The sequence below is a fragment of the Rhodococcus rhodochrous genome (assembly GCF_014854695.1).
In the GTDB taxonomy this organism is placed as follows: domain Bacteria; phylum Actinomycetota; class Actinomycetes; order Mycobacteriales; family Mycobacteriaceae; genus Rhodococcus.
Map to the genome: position 1 here is coordinate 741,242 of NZ_CP027557.1, position 18,228 is coordinate 759,469.

18 protein-coding genes and 1 riboswitch are annotated in these 18,228 nt (G+C 69.9%); of the genes, 10 read left to right on the forward strand and 8 right to left on the reverse strand.

Annotation, left to right across the window (positions count from 1 at the left end):
- The 3 genes from C6Y44_RS03425 to C6Y44_RS03435 form a co-directional block, all read right to left on the reverse strand.
- Entirely contained in the window at positions 1–831 is an 831-nt protein-coding gene (locus C6Y44_RS03425; RefSeq protein ID WP_159416733.1) for an ABC transporter, read from the reverse strand.
- A gap of 81 nt (positions 832–912) precedes the next feature.
- Positions 913–1,227 (reverse strand): DMT family transporter, encoded by a 315-nt coding sequence (locus C6Y44_RS03430; protein ID WP_120281406.1) that lies wholly within the window; start codon positions 1,225–1,227, stop codon positions 913–915.
- A gap of 13 nt (positions 1,228–1,240) precedes the next feature.
- A riboswitch (guanidine-III (ykkC-III) riboswitch) is annotated at positions 1,241–1,306 on the reverse strand.
- 40 nt (positions 1,307–1,346) lie between these two features.
- Complete coding sequence (locus tag C6Y44_RS03435; protein ID WP_159416732.1) at positions 1,347–1,553, reverse strand: hypothetical protein; 207 nt, start codon at positions 1,551–1,553, stop codon at positions 1,347–1,349.
- Positions 1,554–1,700: 147 nt separating this feature from the next.
- Between C6Y44_RS03435 and C6Y44_RS03440 the strand changes: the two genes are divergently transcribed.
- Positions 1,701–2,801 carry an alpha/beta hydrolase gene (locus C6Y44_RS03440; protein WP_159416731.1) on the forward strand — a complete coding sequence of 367 codons (1,101 nt, stop codon included), beginning with the start codon at positions 1,701–1,703 and terminating at the stop codon, positions 2,799–2,801.
- Positions 2,802–2,826: 25 nt separating this feature from the next.
- On the opposite strand, the gene C6Y44_RS03445 is transcribed toward C6Y44_RS03440, so the two are convergent.
- From C6Y44_RS03445 to C6Y44_RS03460, 4 genes are read right to left on the reverse strand one after another with little or no spacing between them, the layout of a single operon-like run.
- On the reverse strand, positions 2,827–4,347 hold the full coding sequence (locus tag C6Y44_RS03445; RefSeq protein ID WP_159416730.1) for an MDR family MFS transporter: 1,521 nt from the start codon (positions 4,345–4,347) through the stop codon (positions 2,827–2,829).
- Between the two features lie 58 nt (positions 4,348–4,405).
- Positions 4,406–4,831 carry an HIT family protein gene (locus C6Y44_RS03450; RefSeq protein ID WP_059382450.1) on the reverse strand — a complete coding sequence of 142 codons (426 nt, stop codon included), beginning with the start codon at positions 4,829–4,831 and terminating at the stop codon, positions 4,406–4,408.
- A 25-nt stretch (positions 4,832–4,856) separates the two neighbouring features.
- A complete protein-coding gene (locus C6Y44_RS03455) occupies positions 4,857–5,357 on the reverse strand; it encodes an ArsR/SmtB family transcription factor (RefSeq protein ID WP_225623717.1) in 501 nt (166 codons plus the stop codon).
- Entirely contained in the window at positions 5,354–6,463 is a 1,110-nt protein-coding gene (locus tag C6Y44_RS03460; protein ID WP_159416729.1) for a serine hydrolase, read from the reverse strand. The genes C6Y44_RS03455 and C6Y44_RS03460 overlap by 4 nt, the downstream gene beginning before the upstream one ends.
- Positions 6,464–6,595: 132 nt before the next feature.
- Between C6Y44_RS03460 and C6Y44_RS03465 the strand changes: the two genes are divergently transcribed.
- The 4 genes from C6Y44_RS03465 (at position 6,596) to C6Y44_RS03480 (ending at position 11,598) form a co-directional block, all read left to right on the forward strand.
- Complete coding sequence (locus C6Y44_RS03465) at positions 6,596–7,261, forward strand: nucleoside/nucleotide kinase family protein (RefSeq protein WP_120281410.1); 666 nt, start codon at positions 6,596–6,598, stop codon at positions 7,259–7,261.
- 10 nt (positions 7,262–7,271) lie between these two features.
- The gene (purD, locus tag C6Y44_RS03470; RefSeq protein WP_159416728.1) at positions 7,272–8,525 is read left to right on the forward strand and encodes a phosphoribosylamine--glycine ligase; all 1,254 of its coding nucleotides are present in this window, start codon (positions 7,272–7,274) and stop codon (positions 8,523–8,525) included.
- A gap of 84 nt (positions 8,526–8,609) precedes the next feature.
- Positions 8,610–10,391 (forward strand): CocE/NonD family hydrolase, encoded by a 1,782-nt coding sequence (locus tag C6Y44_RS03475; protein ID WP_225623718.1) that lies wholly within the window; start codon positions 8,610–8,612, stop codon positions 10,389–10,391.
- Positions 10,392–10,422: 31 nt separating this feature from the next.
- Positions 10,423–11,598, forward strand: a complete 1,176-nt coding sequence (locus C6Y44_RS03480) for a pyridoxal phosphate-dependent aminotransferase (RefSeq protein ID WP_159416727.1) — start codon at positions 10,423–10,425, stop codon at positions 11,596–11,598.
- On the opposite strand, the gene C6Y44_RS03485 is transcribed toward C6Y44_RS03480, so the two are convergent.
- On the reverse strand, positions 11,599–13,242 hold the full coding sequence (locus C6Y44_RS03485; RefSeq protein ID WP_159416726.1) for a GMC oxidoreductase: 1,644 nt from the start codon (positions 13,240–13,242) through the stop codon (positions 11,599–11,601).
- Between the two features lie 145 nt (positions 13,243–13,387).
- Between C6Y44_RS03485 and C6Y44_RS03490 the strand changes: the two genes are divergently transcribed.
- The 5 genes from C6Y44_RS03490 (at position 13,388) to C6Y44_RS03510 (ending at position 18,216) form a co-directional block, all read left to right on the forward strand.
- The gene (locus C6Y44_RS03490; protein ID WP_006551864.1) at positions 13,388–14,002 is read left to right on the forward strand and encodes a TetR/AcrR family transcriptional regulator; all 615 of its coding nucleotides are present in this window, start codon (positions 13,388–13,390) and stop codon (positions 14,000–14,002) included.
- 44 nt (positions 14,003–14,046) lie between these two features.
- Positions 14,047–15,468: an adenylosuccinate lyase gene (gene purB / locus C6Y44_RS03495; RefSeq protein WP_159416725.1), complete on the forward strand. Its 1,422-nt coding sequence runs from the start codon at positions 14,047–14,049 to the stop codon at positions 15,466–15,468.
- 114 nt (positions 15,469–15,582) lie between these two features.
- Positions 15,583–16,185, forward strand: coding sequence for a TetR/AcrR family transcriptional regulator (locus C6Y44_RS03500; RefSeq protein WP_120281417.1), 603 nt, complete (start codon positions 15,583–15,585; stop codon positions 16,183–16,185).
- Complete coding sequence (locus tag C6Y44_RS03505; RefSeq protein ID WP_159416724.1) at positions 16,182–16,610, forward strand: HIT family protein; 429 nt, start codon at positions 16,182–16,184, stop codon at positions 16,608–16,610. The genes C6Y44_RS03500 and C6Y44_RS03505 overlap by 4 nt, the downstream gene beginning before the upstream one ends.
- A gap of 4 nt (positions 16,611–16,614) precedes the next feature.
- A complete protein-coding gene (locus C6Y44_RS03510; RefSeq protein WP_159416723.1) occupies positions 16,615–18,216 on the forward strand; it encodes an L-lactate permease in 1,602 nt (533 codons plus the stop codon).
- The last annotated feature ends 12 nt before the right edge of the window (positions 18,217–18,228 follow it).

An 18,228-nucleotide genomic window follows, 5' to 3' on the forward strand; every position in this document is an offset into this window, starting at 1 on the left:
TCAGGGCGGCGGAAGCAGTTCGCCCTTGCCGCTGCGCAGCCAACGCCCGGGAAGGCGGCCGGCGAGGTCGCCGAGCGGACCGACGGCCCCGCGCAGCAGCTCGACCGTTTCCTGCAGCATGTCGATGCTCGCGTTCATCTGCGAGATGCCGGGCGTGAGATGCGCGAGTGTCTCCGAGAGCGAGACGATCTGATCGAGCGGACCGCCCTCGGCGAGCAGTCGTTCGAGGGCGCCCTGTTCGGAGAGCAGGACGTCGAGGACGCCGCCCTGGGCGAGAGCCCGCTCGACGACCCCGCCGGGCCGGATCGCCACGTCGACGATGCCGCCCGGTGCGGTGAGCCGCTCCACCGCCCCGTCCTGGGCGAGCAGCCGCTCGAGCGGGCCGTCGTGCGCGGTGAGGCGATCGAGCAGACCCCCTTCCGACACGAGGCGGTCGAGGGCACCGTCGTCGGCGAGGATCCGGTCGAGGGGACCACCCGGTGCGGTGAGCCGGTCGACGGGTCCGCCCGGTTCGAGCAACCGATCGAGCAGGCCACCCGGCTCGGTGAGCCGATCCACGGGACCACCCGGCGCGAGCAACCGGTCGAGGGGACCACCGGGACGCAGCGCGTGACCGAGTCCGCGGTCCTCCGACGTGAGCTTCGAGATCTGCTGCAGCAGACCCACCGAACTGCGGGTGTCGGGCAGGCCGACCGCGCCGAGTGCGGAGTAGGTGGTGGGCGACACCGCGACCCGCACTGTGCCGACGACCGTCTCGGCGACGCTCAGGGCGGCCTCGGCGGCGGTCAGACCCACACGCACCGGCATCACGAGTACGGACCCGAGGTTCATGGAACCGACTGTAACGGTCAGTGCTCCAGAACGTCGGTGTCCGAGAAGGTCGGTGTCCGAGAAGGTCGGTGTCCGAGAAGGTCAGTGCACGAGTTTGAGGCCGACGACGCACAGCACGATGCCCGCGATCAGTGCGAGCTTCAGCAGCGAGGCGGCCTCGGTGCCGGTGACCATCGCATATCCGACCGTGAGAGCGGCGCCGATACCCACCCAGATCGCGTAGGACGTCCCGACCGGCAGGGTGCGCAGGGCATACGCGAGCCCGGCCATGCTCAGGACGAGAGCGACGACGAACACCAGTGTCGGGGTGAGCCGGCTGAAACCGGCAGATCTGCCGAGGGCCGTGGCCCACACGGCTTCGAGCACACCGGAGAGGACGAGAACGATCCAGGCCATGACGTACAACGCTCCTGCACCGTCTTGTCGCTGGCCGGGTACGGTGCGCTCGTCCGGGAGGCCGACCGGCGGCCACCTCTGTCGAGGTTAGGAATCCCGGGCGAGTATTGGCAAATTGCTCAGGACACGCGCAGCAGCTGTGATTCCTGCGCAATCACCGTGCACGAGCATCCGCCGTGCAGTTCGGTGCAGTCGAGAACGAGGGTGTGCCGCACGATCTCGAAGTCGACGCAGTCGGGTTCGGTGCAGTCGACCCGAGTATCGGCGTGGATCACGAGGGTGCCGTGGCAGTGGTCGAGATCGTGGTTGCACTGTGAGCACGTCATGCACCACTTGATAGCACTGCCGTCGGACAGGTTCTCCGAGGCGGGTCGTCGTGCCGTCCGGTTCGTCCGGTGCGCGGGCCCCGACGTCCCACGACTATCGTGAGCACGCGCAACAAGCAGGTATGCCGACTCGGGGAGGAGTCACACATGGGGATCACGGACGTGGTCGGGAAGGCCGCGCGGAACGCGTGGTCTTTGTTCGTCGCCGACGGAATCGCGCCGCCCCATCGCACTCCCTCGGTGGTCGTCGGGGACGGTCGCCACCGGACGCTGCGTCGCTTCGGCCCGGAGAACGCCGGTCCGCCGGTGCTGCTCGTGACCCCGCTCGCCGCGTCGCCCACCTGCTTCGACCTGATGCCCGGCCGCAGTCTCGTCGAGCACCTGCTCGAGCTCGGCCGCAGCGTCTTCCTCGTCGAATACGGCGAGATGACCTCCGACGACCGCGACCTCGGCCTCGAGTTCGGGATCGACGACGTCATCCCCGAAGCGATCGCCCGCACGTCCGAACTGTGCGGGAACCGCGAGGTGGACGTCGTAGCGTGGAGCATCGGCGGCACGCTGGCGATGCTCACCGCCGCGGCGCATCCCGACCTGCCGATGCGGTCGCTGACGGCATTCGGCAGTCCACTCGACTATTCCGCGATCCCGCTGATGGCGCTGCCCCGGCTCGTCGGCCGGTTCGTCGCCGAGCCCGCACTCGGCCTGCTCGACGCCGTCTTCGGTGGCGTACCCGCACCCATCGTCCGCACGGCCTACCGTCTCACCGCGATCGAACGCGAGATCCAGCGTCCGTGGTTCGTTGCGACGCACCTCGCCGACGCGGAGACGCTCGCGCGGATGGAACGCGTCGACCGGTTCCAGGACGAGATCCACGGCTACGCGGGACGCGTGTTCCACCAGCTCGCGACGAGCGTGACCATCGACAACGAACTCGCCACCGGACGTCTGCACCTCGGCGACCGGGTCGTCGACCTCGCCGACGTCACGGTGCCGGTGCTCGCGTTCGGCGGCGAGGACGACGTGCTCGCCCCTGTCCCGGCGGTCGAGCCCGTCACGAGGCTGCTCGTCGGCACGCAGGTGCGCTTCGTCCGCGTCCCGGGAACGCACCTCGGCATGCTCACCGGCAGCGCCGCGCGCGATACCTCGTGGGCCGAACTGGACGCCTTCCTCCGCGAACCGTGTGCGGACAGCAACGCGCCGGCCGCCACGCTTCCCGTCGAACAGGAAGTCGTGACGACCGGCGCGTGATTGCCGGGCCGGTGTGTACTGCCGGCTAATGCGTTCCGGCGGTCTCGGGGACCGGCACCTCCACCGCATCCGCCTCGGGCTCCGGGGCCCGTCGGACGAACAGCGAGCCGACGACCGCGATCACCGCGATCACCGCGCCCCACGTGAAAGCGCCGTGGACACCGTCCGCGAGCGCAGCGGCGGGATCGCCCGCGCTCTCGGCGCCCGCGACGCTCGTGCGGGTCAGCACCGTGATGAACAACGCCGTACCGGCAGCGCCGGCGACCTGCTGCATCGTGCTGACGATGGCACTGCCGTGGGAGTACAGCCGCCGCGGCAGTGCTCCGAGCGCCGAGGTCAGCAGCGGCGAGAACATCAACGCGAGGCCGATGTTGAGCAGCACGTGCCACGCGATGACCGTGCCGATCGTGGTGGTGGCATCGAAGGTCGTCATGCCCCACATCGCGACGCAGGCGATGATCGCGCCCGGTGCGACGAGCGGCCGCGGACCGAACCGGTCGAACAGGCGTCCGACGATGTAGCCGAGCAGACCCATGACCAGGCCACCGGGCAGCAGCATCAGGCCGGTGGTCAGCGTCGACTGACCCAGCACGCTCTGCAGGTAGATCGGCAGCAGGATGAGGGTGCCGAACAGCGACATCATGCTCACGGACACGAGTGCGACCGCGAGCGAGAACGCCGGGGTGCGGAACGCGCGCATGTCCAGCAGAGCGCTGTCGCCGAGGCGGATCTGACGCAGGACGAAGGCCGTCAGCGACGCGATGCCGACGACCAGCGGCAGCCACGGCGGCATGAGCGGATCGCCCTCGGCAGCCTCACCGAGACTGCTCAGGCCGAAGACGAGACCGCTGAACCCGAGGGCCGACAACACCACCGACGGCGCGTCGAGCGGAACCGCGACCGGTTCGGTGACGTTGCGGATCCAGCTCAGGCCGAGTGCCGTCGCGACGACGGCGATCGGCAGCACCAGCCAGAACATCCACCGCCAGCTCAGCTGGTCGAGCACGACGCCACCGATGGTCGGGCCGACCGCGGGCGCGACCGCGATGACGATCGAGATCACGCCCATCGTGCGTCCGCGACGATCGGCGGGAACCAGGTTGAGCACCGTCGTGAACAGCAACGGCAACATCACCGCGGTGCCCACGGCCTGGACGACACGACCCAGCACGAGGACCGAGAAGATCGGTGCGCTCGCGGCGATCAGGGTGCCGAGCAGGAAGCTGCCCATCGCGATCGCGAAGACCGTGCGCAGCGACAGCCGGGTGAGCAGGTAACCCGTGATCGGGATGACGACGGCCATGGTCAGCATGAACGCCGTGGTGAGCCATTGGGCGGTGGCTGCGCCGACGTCGAACTCGACCATCAGCTTCGGCAGCGCGACGCTCATGATCGTCTCGTTGAGGATGACGACGAATGCGGCCCCGACGAGAACGGCGATCAGCAGACCGGCGCGCGGTGCGGCAGCGGCCTGCGGCTCGGTCGTACCCGCCGGGGCTGGGGAACTCGGTGGAGTAGCTGGGGAACTCGGTGGAGTAGAAGACACGAGGAACTCAACGGGATACCGGTCGGAATTGTTCCGCCGATATCCCGCCCGCCGGAGATCAGTCCGGGACGTGCTCGCCGTGACCCTGCTCGCGCAGCGCGTCCTTGATCTTCTGCTGCGCGCGGTCGAGCGATTCGGGGGAGGGATCCTTCTCGGCCGTCGCGAAATCGAAGTCGCCGAGGGAGTAGGCCGGGAAGACGTGCAGGTGCAGGTGGGGGACCTCCAGGCCGGCGATCATCAGGCCGGCGCGCGGGGCGTCGAAGGCGGCAGTGACGGCGCGGCCGAGGATGCGGGCGACGTCGTTCACCTTCGCCCACAGGTCGTCGTCCACGCTCTGCCAGTGGTCGACCTCCTGCCGCGGCACGACCAGCACGTGCCCCTCGGTGAAGGGGTTGATGGTCAGGAACGAGACGACGTCGTCGTCCTGCCAGACGAAACGGCCCGGCAGCTCACCGGCGATGATCTTGCTGAACACGGAAGTCATACCGGGAGGATAAGGGACACCGTGTTCACCGGAGCTGTTCCCCGACATCGGCCGCCGCGACGGTGAGGACCAACAGCGGCACGACCTTCTCCGGCGCGATCCGGTAGCGGTTGCGGCTCTCCTGTTCGACCACGCGCGCAGCCGACAGGGCACGGAGATGGTGGTAGAGCCGGCCGGTCGACGTGAGGTCGGTGGCCTCCTGCAGTTCGGTGGCGGTGGCGGGACCGCGCAGCAGGGTCCGCACGATCGCCAGTCGCGCCGGGTTGCCCAGGGCGTCGAGGACGGCGGCGACGGGAACGGGATCGAGTGCGAGGGATGCGCCCGCGTCGTACTCGATGTTCCAGCGGACGTTCCCGTGCAGGGAGACCGCGCCCCCGTAGGTCACGGACCCGGTGCCCGCCGCCACGTCCGCCGCGGGACCGTCCCCGGTGCCCGGGCGGGTCGCGTCGCCCTCGAGGATCCGCACACGGCGTTCGAGATCCGCGAGACGGGCCTCGTACTCGTCGTTCACGTCGCCGTCGCTCACATCGCGCAGCGTATCCGCTCGAGAAAATCGGGATCGTTCGCTGCCGCGGCGAGCATCTCCTGGTGGGCGAACGATTCGAGGGCTCCCGCATAGTCACTGTCCGACATACCGGACGCGAGCATCACCGTGGTCGCGATCGTGCCGTCGTCGCGGCGGAAGGTGACCGCGTCGGTGAGGATGCCGGGCAGGCTGCCGCCCTTGAATCCGACTCCCTCGAATCCCGGAGCCGTGGACGGTTGCCATTCGAGGTGGGTGCGCGCGAGGTCGCTGCCGGCACCGAACGAACCGTCGGCGATCGCGCGGTGCAGGGCGCTGAGTTCGGCGGCCGAGCCGGTGTTGTCGAAGCGCTGGACGCGGTCGACCCGGGCGAACAGATCCTCCGGCAAGGGGCGCTGAACCGCTTCGACGCGGTAGGCGGGCTCGGAGGCATAGCGGCGCGCGGCGTCCCAGACCGCCGACGAGTCGTCGAGCGTCGGGTCGAGCAGCGCGAGCGTGTTGCCGAGCATCGTCGGCGGTGTGAAGTCGTCCCAGCCGCCCTGGGCGGCGGCCTCGCGCAGGGCGTCGTCGCCGAGCCGGTCGCGCAGGTAGTCGGGGACCGCGTTGTCGCTCTCCTGGATCATCGCCGACACCATCTCGTCGAGGGTGACGGTGTCCTCCGGGCCGTTCACACCGAGCCGTTCGAGAGCCCGGGGGTGTGCGCCGCCGTCGGTGTCGGGGAGATGCCAGCGTTCCCAGTCGGCGAGCGGTACGCGCTCGTCGGGGGAGAGTTCACCGGCTGCGACGGCGCGGGCATAGGCGGCGAGATGCACGACCTTCACGGCCGACGCGAGCGGTTGCCGTTCGTCGGGTCGTTGTTCGAAGGTCCCGCCGTTGCCGTCGTCGACCGCGATGGCGACCGTGTCGGAGTTCTCGGCGAGGTAGCCGATCCAGCCTTCGGCGGTGGTCACGTCGGCGGCGGGGGTGGGCGCGCATTCACCGGTCGGTGCGGAGGTCCCGGCGCCGGAAGGTGCGGCGACGTCGGGTTCCGACGGTCCGGTCTGTCCGCATCCGGCGAGCGCGATCACGACGCTCGTCGCGGCGAGGGTGGTTCCGATCCTGTTCGGCATGGCGATATCCGTCCGTGTCGAGGTTGTTAGTTCGTAATTTCGAACTTACGAAATAACGATAGACCGGTCGGGTGGGCGTGTCGAGAGCTCACCGCGACTCCGACGGTCGCGGGCGGTCGTATCGTCGGGCTCATGGGAGGTGACGGGAGTGCGCGGGAAGCGCCGCTGCGCGTGCTCGTGGACGAACTCGTCACACACGTCCTTGTGGGACTCCCTGCGGATCGGCGCACGGTGGTCGGTCTGTGCGGGCCGCCGGGCGCCGGGAAGAGTCGCGCCGCGGCGCTGCTCGTCTACGCCCTCCGGTGCGCAGGGGTCTCCACCGGGCAGGTGCCGATGGACGGCTACCACCTGTCCAACCGGCAACTCGACACCTTCGGCGCGCGGGACCGGAAGGGAGCGCCCGACACCTTCGACGTCGCCGGCTTCCGCGACATGCTGAGCCGGGTGCGGCAGTGCCGCGGCGAAACGATCTACGCCCCGGATTTCTCCCGGCCGCTCGACGAACCGATCGCGGCGGTGCACGCCGTGCCGGCCGACGCGCGGGTGATCGTCACCGAGGGCAACTACCTGATGTTCGAGACCGGAGGATGGGAACACATCCGCCCGCTGCTCGACCTCGTCATCTACATCGACGCACCCCGCCGCACGCTCACCCGACGTCTCGTGCGCCGGCACCGCCACCACGGACGGGACGACGACGGAGCACGCGAATGGGTGCGGACCGTCGATCTGCCCAATGCGGAAGCCGTCCAGCGCACGCGCTCCCGCGCCGATCTCGTGTGGAGACCGGTCCCGTAGTCTGTCCTGCGTGCGCGTACTCGTTATCGGCTCCGGTGCCCGTGAACATGCTCTTGCTCTCGCCCTGTCCCGCGACCCCGGCGTGACCGCCGTGCTGGCCGCGCCGGGCAACCCCGGTATCGCGAACGTCGCCGAGCTGTTCCCCGTCGACGCGGCTTCCGCCGACAGCGTCGTCGCCCTCGCCACCGAGCAGAAGGCCGACCTCGTCGTCATCGGACCCGAGGTTCCGCTCGTCCTCGGTGTCGCCGACGCCGTCCGCGCCGCGGGTATCCCCTGCTTCGGGCCGTCGGCCGCTGCCGCACGCATCGAGGGATCGAAGGCATTCGCGAAGGACGTCATGGCCGCCGCCGGTGTGCGCACCGCCCACAGCGAGGTCGTCGACACTCCCGCGACCCTCGACGAAGCGCTCGACCGGTTCGGACCGACCTGGGTGGTCAAGGACGACGGTCTTGCTGCCGGTAAGGGCGTCGTCGTCACCACCGAGCGCGCCGCCGCCCGCGACCACGCCGCCGAGATCCTCGAGAACGGGCACCCCGTCCTGCTGGAGTCCTTCCTCGACGGCCCCGAGGTCTCGCTGTTCTGCCTCGTCGACGGCGAGACGGTCGTGCCGCTGCTCCCGGCGCAGGACCACAAGCGCGTCGGCGAGGGCGACACCGGCCCCAACACCGGCGGCATGGGCGCCTACACTCCGCTGCCGTGGCTGCCCGAGGGCAGCGTCGAGCGGATCGTCTCCGAGGTCGTCGAGCCCGTCGCGGCCGAGATGGTGCGCCGCGGATGCGGTTTCTCCGGACTGCTCTACGCGGGTCTGGCGATGGGTGCCGAGGGCCCGGCCGTGGTCGAGTTCAACTGCCGTTTCGGCGACCCGGAGACCCAGGCCGTGCTCGCCCTGCTCGAGTCCCCGCTGGGCGAGGCCCTGAACGCGGTCGCCACCGGTACGCTCGCCGAGCTCCCGCCGCTGCGCTGGAAGGACGGCGCCGCGGTGACAGTGGTGCTCGCCGCCGAGTACTACCCGTCCACTCCGCGCACCGGCGACGTGATCACCGGCGCCGAGGGCGACACGGTGCTGCACGCCGGCACCAGGCGCCGCGAGGACGGCGCGCTGGTCTCCGCAGGTGGACGCGTGCTCAACGTGATCGGTGTGGGTGCCGATCTCGCATCCGCGCGCGAGGCTGCCTATGATCGGCTCGCCGACGTGAAGCTGCCGGGCGGTCACTTCCGCCGCGACATCGGTCTGGCGGCCGTCGAGGGCCGGATCTCGGTCTAGCGTCTCACCCTCGTCCTTCACCTTGCACCTACCGAGTGTATGTTGCACACTCGGTGCATCTTTGATGCCGCCAGGGGTGACTGCATGGTTTCTCGAAGACGAACGCCGACGCTGGACCCGACACCGCTACGGCACCACCACGTCGTCGTCCACGGGTTGCCGGACGACGTCCTCGTCGAGCGCGACGTGCCCATCCGGACGGGCGACGGCACCGTACTGAGAGCTGACGTCTACCGCCCTGCCGGCTCCGGTGCGCAGGAGCGCTGCCCCGTGCTGGTCACCGTCACCCCCTACGGCAAGGACGCCGGTGTCGACCGTTATCCCGTCGACTTCGACGAACTCGCCGAATCCGGCAACCACGTCGGCGATCTCGAGATCAGCGACTGCACCTCCTTCGAAGCGCCCGACCCCGCCTACTGGGTTCCTCGCGGTTACGTCCTCGTCGTCGCGGACATGCGCGGTTACCACGCCAGCGGCGGACGTCCCCGACTGCTGCTCGGCCGGGCCGCGCTCGACTGCGCCTCCGTCGTGGAATGGGCCGGCGATCAGGAGTGGAGCAACGGCCGGGTCGGCCTCGCCGGTGCCGACTATCTCGCCACGCTGCAGTGGTACACCGCCGCGCTCGATCCGCCCGGTCTCGCGGCCATCGCGCCCTGGGAGGGGGTGAGCGATCCCTGCCGCGACATCCTTACCCAGGGCGGCATCCCCGAGACCCGTTACAGCGCGTTCTGGTACAGCGCGATGAACACGGGGGCCCGCTGCGGTGCCGCCTCTCTCCGGCGGTTCACCCCGTGGCTGCTGCGCCGGTTCCCCGACTTCTTCCGCCACGTCGCTCCGCCGCCCCGGCTCGAGGACATCACCGTGCCCGCCCTGGTCGGGGTCTCGTGGTCCGATCAGGGCCCGCGGGCCCGCGGTTCGGTCGAGGGCTACCGCCGCATCGGGTCGGAGCACAAGTGGCTCTACACCCACGGCCGGAAGATGTGGCAGACCTTCTACGGCAACGAGGCCCTCGACTACCAGCGACGATTCTTCGACCGCTTCCTCAAGGAGGAGGACAACGGCTTCGAGGACACCCCGCGCATCCGCCTCGAGACCCGCCACGACCTGCGGACCTATTCCGAACGCCTCGAGTCCGAGTGGCCGGTCCCCGACACCCGTTACGTCGCACTCCACCTCGACCACGCGAACGCCGACCTGAGCACCACCCCGTGCGAGAGCCGCCAGTTCCGCCGCACCTTCCCCGTCGCGGGCGACGAACTCGTCTTCACCCACACCTTCGACGAGGACACCGAGATCACCGGCCACGCGGCGCTACGTCTGTGGGTGCAGGCGAAGGACGCCAACGACATGGACCTGTTCGTCGGGCTGGCCAAGCGCGACGAGCACGGCCGCGACGTGTGGTTCGAAGGCCACGGCGGCTACGAGAAGGGATTCGTCGCCCACGGATGGATGCGGGTCTCGCGGCGGGCGCTGGACCCGGAGGCCTCCACCGCCTACCGGCCCGTCCACGACCGGACGAAGTACTGGCCGTTGCTGCCCGAGCAGATCGTGCCGGTCGACATCGAGATCATGCCGCACAGCACCTTCTTCGAGGCCGGATCGAGCCTCGTGCTCGTCATCGCCGGCCACGACCTCGACGAGAACCCGCGCGTCGGGCACGACCGCACCATCAACAAGGGCTTCCACATCGTGCACGCCGGCGGACAGTTCGACTCCCATCTGCTGTTGCCCATCGTGCCGCAGCCGGAGCCGGAAGCCGACGAGGCGGCCACCGACGCGGAGGTCGCGCCCGTGAAGGTCGTCGATCGTCAGGACTATCCGATCGCGTGGGGCGCCCTCACCCGACTTCAGCGCGTCCGGCTCTGACGAACGACGCGGGCGTACTACCGTCGTCGACGTGCGCCCCGAATCCCAACGCTCCGGTATCGAGACGTTCCATGTCATGGATGTGTGGAAGGCGGCCGCCGAGCGGCAGCGCTCCCACGGCGACGTCCTGAGTCTCGCCGCCGGACAACCGTCGACCCCCGCACCCGCTCCCGTGCTCCGCGCCGCCAACCTCGCGATCGACGCCGAACTGCTGGGTTACACGGAGACCTTCGGCATCCTGCCGCTACGCGAGGAGATCGCGGCGTACCACCGCCACAAGTACGGCATCGACGTCGACGCGGACGACGTCGTCGTCACCACCGGCTCGTCCGGCGCCTTCACCCTGGTGTTCCTCGCGGCCTTCGACGTCGGCGACACCGTGGTCGTCGCCCGCCCGGGCTACCCGGCCTACCGCAACACCCTCGCCGCGCTCGGCTGTCGCGTCGTCGAACTCGACTGCGGCCCACAGACCCGCTACCAGCCCACCGTCGCGATGCTCGAGGAACTCGACGCTCCGCCCGCGGGAATCGTCGTCGCCAGCCCCGCCAACCCGACCGGCACGATGATCGAACCGTCCGAACTCGCGGCGCTCGCACGCTGGTGCGACGAGCACGGCAGCCTGCTCGTCTCCGACGAGATCTATCACGGCATCGAATTCGATACGCCCGGCTCACCCGCGACCTCCACGGCCTGGGCGACCTCCCGCGAATCCGTAGTGATCGGCTCGGTGTCGAAGTACTTCTCGATGACCGGCTGGCGGCTCGGCTGGATGCTCGCCCCCGAGAGGATGCGGCCGGCCCTGCAGCGACTCGCGTCGAACATGACGGTGTGCCCGCCGTCGATCTCCCAGTTCGCGGCGATCGAGGCGTTCGGGACCGAGGCCCGCACCGAACTCGACGGGCACGTCTCCCGCTACGCCGTGAACCGGGAACTGCTGCTCGAAGGGCTACCGGACCTCGGCATCACGAAACTCGCACCGGCCGACGGCGCGTTCTACGTGTACGCCGATATCGGGCATCTGCTCGACGGGGAGAACTCGACCGCGTGGTGCGCCCGGCTGCTGCACGACACCGGTCTCGCGCTCGCACCGGGCGTCGACTTCGACACCGTGCGCGGCGACGGCACCGTGCGACTGTCGTTCGCGGGATCGACCGCCGACGTCACCGCGGCGCTCGACCGGCTGGCGGGATGGCTGCCCGTCTCGTGATCACCGCCCGTCGGCGATGATCCGCGCGATGTTCCGTTCGGCCAGCGCCGCGATGGTCAGCGACGGGTTCGCGGTGCCGGTGCTGCCCGGGATCAGCGCACCGTCGACGACGTAGAGACCGGGATGGCCGTGCACGCGGCCGTAATCGTCGGTCGCCTCGCCGAGCACCGCACCGCCGAGCGGATGCGCAGTGAAGGTCGCGTTGACGTCCTCGGCCATCGGCGATGCGCCCGGGATCGTGCCACCGGCCTGTGCCATCGCGTTGTGCACGGCCCGCAGGGCGTCGACGCTCTCGCGTTCGCCACCGGCCGGCCAGTTCACAACCGCTCGATCGGCACCCGGGTCGTACGCGAAGTCGGCGCGGGTGGGGTCGAGGGTCATGCCGAGGGAGGCGAGCATCCCGACGTCCTTCGCGGTGCCCGCGACGAACCAGTTCTCGAGGCTCAGCGGCAGACCGGACTCGTCGACGATCCGCGACGCCGACGGCGCGCCCTGGTCGCCGCCGAAACCTTCGGTGAGCGCGAACGAGCGGACGAGCACCGCGTCGCCGTTGGTGCCCCATCCCCGGCCGACACGCTCGTCGAGGTTCGGCAGCGAACCGGTGTGCCGGGCCTTGACGAGCAGTTCGGTGGTGCCGATCGATCCGGCGCCGAGGACGAGGCGGTCGCACGTGATCGTGGTGGTGCGCAGCACCGCCCCCGTCGGGTCGACGGCCTGCACGTCGAGCCGGTAGCGGCCGTCGCCGTCCTGACCGATCGCAAGCACCCGGTGACCGTGGCACACCAGGGTGCGCCCGGTGGCTTCTGCCGCCGGGATGTAGTTCTGCGTGAGATCGAACTTCGCGCCGTTCGAGTTGCCGAGATTGCTCTCGCCCGCGACGGCCGACCGGCGGACCGAGCCGGCGAGTTCGGCGCGCACGACGTCCCAGTCCCAGATGCCGTCGATGCGGTGCGGGCTGTAACCGGCGGCGCGCGCGTCGTCGTCCCACCGCCGCGAATGCGTGAACTCGGCGGCGTTGTAGATGTCGTCGGGCATCGGGTCGAGGCGCAGCATCGAGCGCACCTTCGGGTACCAGGTGGACGTCATCTCGTCGTAGGACAGACGTCCGCCGAAGACGTGCTCGAAGAAGTGCCGTTCGGGAGCGATCATCACCCCGGTGAACACGATCGATCCGCCGCCCACCGCGGCGCCGCGCCACACCGATATGTTCGGGTAGTCGACCACGTCGAGGACGCCGGCGAAGTCGTCGCACACCACCGGGATGCCCGTCGGCCCGGTGAAATGGGTGCGGTGGTGGTAGCCGCGACCATCGGCGAGCAGGTCGGTCGTGAAGATCTCGCGGTGCGGGTCGCGGGGCCAGCGCATGCCGCGCTCGAGCATCGTGACGCGGTTGCCGGCCTCGGCCAGGCGCAGCGCGGCGACGCTCGCACCGAAACCGGAGCCCACCACGACGACCTCGGAATGCGCCGGCGGGGCGGGCGGCGGAACGAACAGTTCGGGCACGAGACGGCGGTACTCGTCGACCCCGACGGGCAGCGCATCCGCACGCGGGAGGCCGAGACCGGACAGGCCCGGGGCCGCGGCGCCGGCACCCGCCAGGGCGGCCCCGAGAAGCGATGCCTGCAGAAAGCGTCGACGTCTCATCCGGTACGGCTCCGATCGTTCGATGACCTACTCGCGGGGCGGCGCCCGCCGAGGACTCGACACGCGCGGGCGGGCGCAATGGTACCGGTTGGTCTCCAATTCCGTTTTCCCCTGGTGAGACGCTCGGGACTGTCACCATGAGAAGGTGTCGATTGCTGCGACCCCGAAGGGCGAACGGCGCCGTCAGGCGCTGGTCGAGGCAGCGGCCGACCTCATCCTCGAAGGGGGGATCGACGCCGTCCGGCACCGGGCCGTCGCCACCCGCGCGGGCCTGCCGCTCGCGTCGACCACCTACTACTTCGAATCGCTCGACGACCTCGTCGCATGCGCGGTCGACTACAACAGCGAGCGGGAACTCGACGCGATGCGCGAGCGCGTCCGCGACATCGAGCCGCTCCCGCGCAGCCTCGAGGGCACGGCCGATCTCATCGTCGAACTGCTCATCGGACCGCGGGACTGCGACGGCGGCATCGACCGCGAACGCCTGATCTCCCGGTACGAACGGTGCGTCGCCACGGCCCGCTATCCGGAACTGCGCGACGTGCAGGTCCGCATGCGCGAACAGATCGACCACCTGCTCACCGACCTGCTCGAACGCTGCTGCCGATCGGTGCGGCCCCGCGAGGTGCGCCGGCTCGTGGCGGTCGTCGACGGCGCGGTCCTCGGCGGACTGGGCGAGCTCGATCCCGACCCGCGCTCGCTCGCGCGCGGCATCCTGCTCGACGTCGTCGAGACCGTCGCGCCCCCGGTCGAGGATTGAGGTCGGGGAATGTGGGAGCAGACCCGGACCGTAAACTCACTTGTGTGAGCCACATCCCCAACGTCCTCGCCACCCGCTACGCCAGCCCCGAACTCCGGGACCTGTGGTCGCCCGAGTACAAGATCGTGCTCGAGCGGCAGCTGTGGCTCGCGGTGCTGCGGGCGCAGGCCGAACTCGGGATCGACGTTCCCGCCGAGGCGATCGCCGACTACGAACGCGTGGTCGAGCAGGTCGACCTCGAGTCCATCGCACAGCGCGAACGCGTCACCCGTCACGACGTCAAGGCTCGCATCGAGGAGTTCAACGCCCTCGCCGGTCACGAGCACGTCCACAAGGGCATGACCAGCCGCGACCTCACCGAGAACGTCGAGCAGCTGCAGATCCTGCGGTCGCTCGAGCACGTCCACTCCCACGGTGTCGCCGTGGCCGCACGCCTCGCCGAGCGCGCCACCGAGTACGCCTCGCTCGTCATGGCCGGTCGCTCGCACAACGTCGCGGCGCAGGCCACCACCCTCGGCAAGCGTTTCGCGTCGGCCGCCGACGAGCTGCTCATCGCGCTGCAGCGCGTCCGGGAACTGATCGCCCGCTACCCCCTGCGCGGGATCAAGGGCCCCATGGGCACCGCACAGGACATGCTCGACCTACTCGGCGGTGATTCCGCCAAGCTCGCGCAGCTCGAGCAGAAGGTCGCGCAGCATCTCGGCTTCGCGAACGTCTTCACCAGCGTCGGCCAGGTCTACCCGCGTTCGCTCGACCACGACGTGCTCTCCGCGCTCGTGCAGGTCGGCGCCGGCCCCGCGTCGTTCGCCCACACCATCCGGCTCATGGCCGGCCACGAACTCGTCACCGAGGGCTTCCAGCCCGGCCAGGTGGGGTCGTCCGCCATGCCGCACAAGATGAACACCCGCTCGTGCGAGCGCGTCGACGGCCTGCAGGTCGTCCTGCGCGGGTACGCGTCGATGGCCGCCGAACTCGCCGGCGCGCAGTGGAACGAGGGCGACGTCTTCTGCTCGGTCGTCCGGCGTGTGGCCCTGCCCGACGCCTTCTTCGCGATCGACGGCCAGATGGAGACCTTCCTGACGGTCCTCGCGGAGTTCGGTGCCTACCCGGCGGTGATCGAGAAGGAACTCGTGCGGTACCTGCCGTTCCTCGCGACGACCAAGGTCCTCATGGCCGCGGTCCGGGCCGGGGTGGGTCGCGAGACCGCACACGAGGTCATCAAGGAGCACGCGGTCTCCGTCGCACTCGCGATGCGCGAGGAGGGTCGCGAACCCGATCTGCTCGACCGTCTCGCCGCCGACGGCCGACTTCCGCTCGACCGCGCCGCGCTCGACGCGGCACTGGCCGACCGGGAGGTCTTCGCCGGAGCAGCGGTCGCGCAGGTCGAAGCGGTCGTCGCGGCGGTGCAGGACCTCGTAACGCAGTATCCGGAAGCAGCGAAGTACACGCCGGCGCCGATTCTGTAGGAAGCCGATTCGACAGGAATCACGGGAACCGACTGCCGGGGGGAGTGTCCGATGGGGGTGGCGGTATCAGCAGGGGAGAACGAAGTGTCGGTGAAACCGGGAAATACGGGTCGGGTGCGTGACGCAGCGCGAACACGCACCGCGCTGCTCGATGCGGCGCGCGAGGTGTTCCTGCGCGACGGATACGCGGCGGCGGCCACGGAGGAGATCGTCTCGGTCGCGGGGGTGACGCGCGGTGCGCTCTACCACCACTTCGCAGACAAGCGCGATCTGTTCCGCGGCGTCATCGAACGCATCCAGAAGGAGGCGGAGAGCTCCCTGGTCCCGGCCGAACCGGTCGAGGACCCCTGGGAGGGCTTCACCCAGGCCGTGCTCGCCTCGCTCGACGCCGTCTACGATCCCGCGACCCGCCGGCTGCTGCTCATCGAAGCCCCCGCGGTCCTCGGTTGGGCCGAGGTCCGCGAGACCCACCGGCATTCCTCGCTGAAGGCCATCGAGCGCATGCTCGTCACCCTCGATCCCGACACCTACGAGGCGTCGCGCACGCGGACGTCGGTGCTCGCGCATCTGCTCGTCGCGGCCGTCGAGGAAGCGATGCTGTGCCTCGCGCACAGCGACGATCCGGTGCGCGACCGTCCTGCGGTGCAGGGCGAACTGCTGCGCCTGCTCGAAACCGCGCGCGGACCGGCGCGTGCGGAGGAGTCCACGCCACGGTGACGGACTGCATCTTCTGCGCCATCGTGGCCGGGCAGTCGCCGGCCAGCGTCGTACTCGACGAACCCGACGTGCTCGCATTCATGGACATCCGCCCGTTCACCCCGGGTCACCTGCTCGTGATCCCGAAGCGGCACGCCTCCGGACTGGCACAGCTCGATCCCGACGACGGAGCGAAGGTGTTCGCGGCGGGGCAACGGATCGCCACGGCGATGCGCGCGTCCGACCTCCCGATCGAAGGCGTGAACTTGTTCCTCGCCGACGGCGTGGCCGCCGGCCAGGAGGTCTTCCACGTCCATCTGCACCTCGTTCCGCGCAGGGCCGGGGACGGCTTCGGGATCCGCGCCGACTGGCGGACACCGAATCGGACCGTGCTCGACGGCACGGCCGCCACCATCCGCACCGCCGTGGAGACACACCGGTCGTGATGCAGTGACAGGTGCATACGTTCAGCCGATCGCGCCGGTCGGCGGGTCGCTCGCGTGGTCCGCACTGGTGGCGGTACTCCCGCTGTTGACCATGCTCGTCCTGCTCGCCGTCTTCCGGCTGCGGTCGCATTCGGCCGCGGGAATCGCGGTGGTCGTGGCCCTGATCGTGGGCACCGCCGTCTACGGCATGCCGGTCGGCTCTGCGCTCAGCGCCGGTGTCGAAGGTGCGGTCTTCGGTCTCTTCCCGATCATGTGGACGGTGGTCAACGCCGTCTGGGTGTACCGGCTCACCGTCGAATCCGGGCACTTCGACGTCCTCACCCGCGCCTTCGGTCGAATATCCCCGGATCCGCGGATCCTGACCATCGTCATCGCCTTCCTGTTCGGCGCGCTGCTCGAGGCGGTCGCCGGTTTCGGCACCCCCATCGTCGTCGCGACCGTCGTGCTCATCGGTGCCGGTCTGCCGCCGGTGCGTGCTGCTGCGGCGTCGCTGCTCGCCAACTCGGTCGTCACCCCGCTCGGCGTCATGGGCACACCGATCCTGACGATGTCGCGCGTGTCGGAGATCCCGATCGACGAGATCGGACCGGTCGTCGCGCGTCAGGTCTGCCTGCTCGCGGTGTTCGTCCCGCTCGTGCTGGTCGCGGTGGTCGGCGGGTGGCGCGGTGTCCGCGAGACGTGGCCGGTCGCGCTCATCGTCGGACTCGCCTTCGGCGCCGCCCAGTTCGTGTGCGCGAGCTACCTCACCGTGGGGCTGAGCAACATCGCCGGCGCCGTGGCCGGTCTGCTCGTGCTGCTGGTCGCGGTGAAGGTGCACCCCACGCATCGGGAGGCCCGCCGGGCCGCGGCCGACCGGATCCACGACTCGCGACGACGCGTCGTCGAGGCGTTCGCCCCCTACGCGCTGATCGTGGTCGTCTTCCTCGTCAGCCGGTTCGGTCCGGTGGCGTCGCTGCTGTCGAACGCGAGCCTGTCGTTCCCCTGGCCGGGTGTGGACGTGACCACGGCCGACGGGGACGTTCCCACCGCGGAGACCTTCACCATCGATCTGCTCACCGCCCCGGGCAGCCTCGTCTTCGTCGCCGCGCTGCTGTCGATGCCGGTGCTGAAGGTCGCGGTGGCCGACGCGGTGCGATGCTTCGTCGCGGCGGTCGTGCAGTTGCGGTGGTCGTTCGCGACGGTGATGGCGGTCCTCGCGCTCGCGTACGTGATGAACCTGTCCGGGCAGACCGCCACGATCGGCGGTTTCCTCGCCGGTGCGGGCGTGGCGTTCGCGTTGTTGTCGCCGGTGCTCGGCTGGCTCGGCGTCGTGGTCACCGGCTCGAACACCGCCTCCAACGCGATGTTCGGCAGCCTGCAGGTCGCCGCGGCCCAGCAGTCGGGACTCGACCCGACCGTGCTGGTCGCCGGGAACATGGCCGGCGGCACCACCGGCACCCCGATCGCACTGCAGAACCTCGCGCTGGTGTCGTCGGTGAAGGGACTGTCCGGCAAGGACGGACTGCTCATGCGCCGGATCTGGCCGCTGAGCATCGCCGGTCTCGCGGTGCTCGCCGTCCTCGTGTGGCTGCAGTCCACCTCGGTACTGGGCTGGATGGTGCCCTGACGCTGCAGTTGT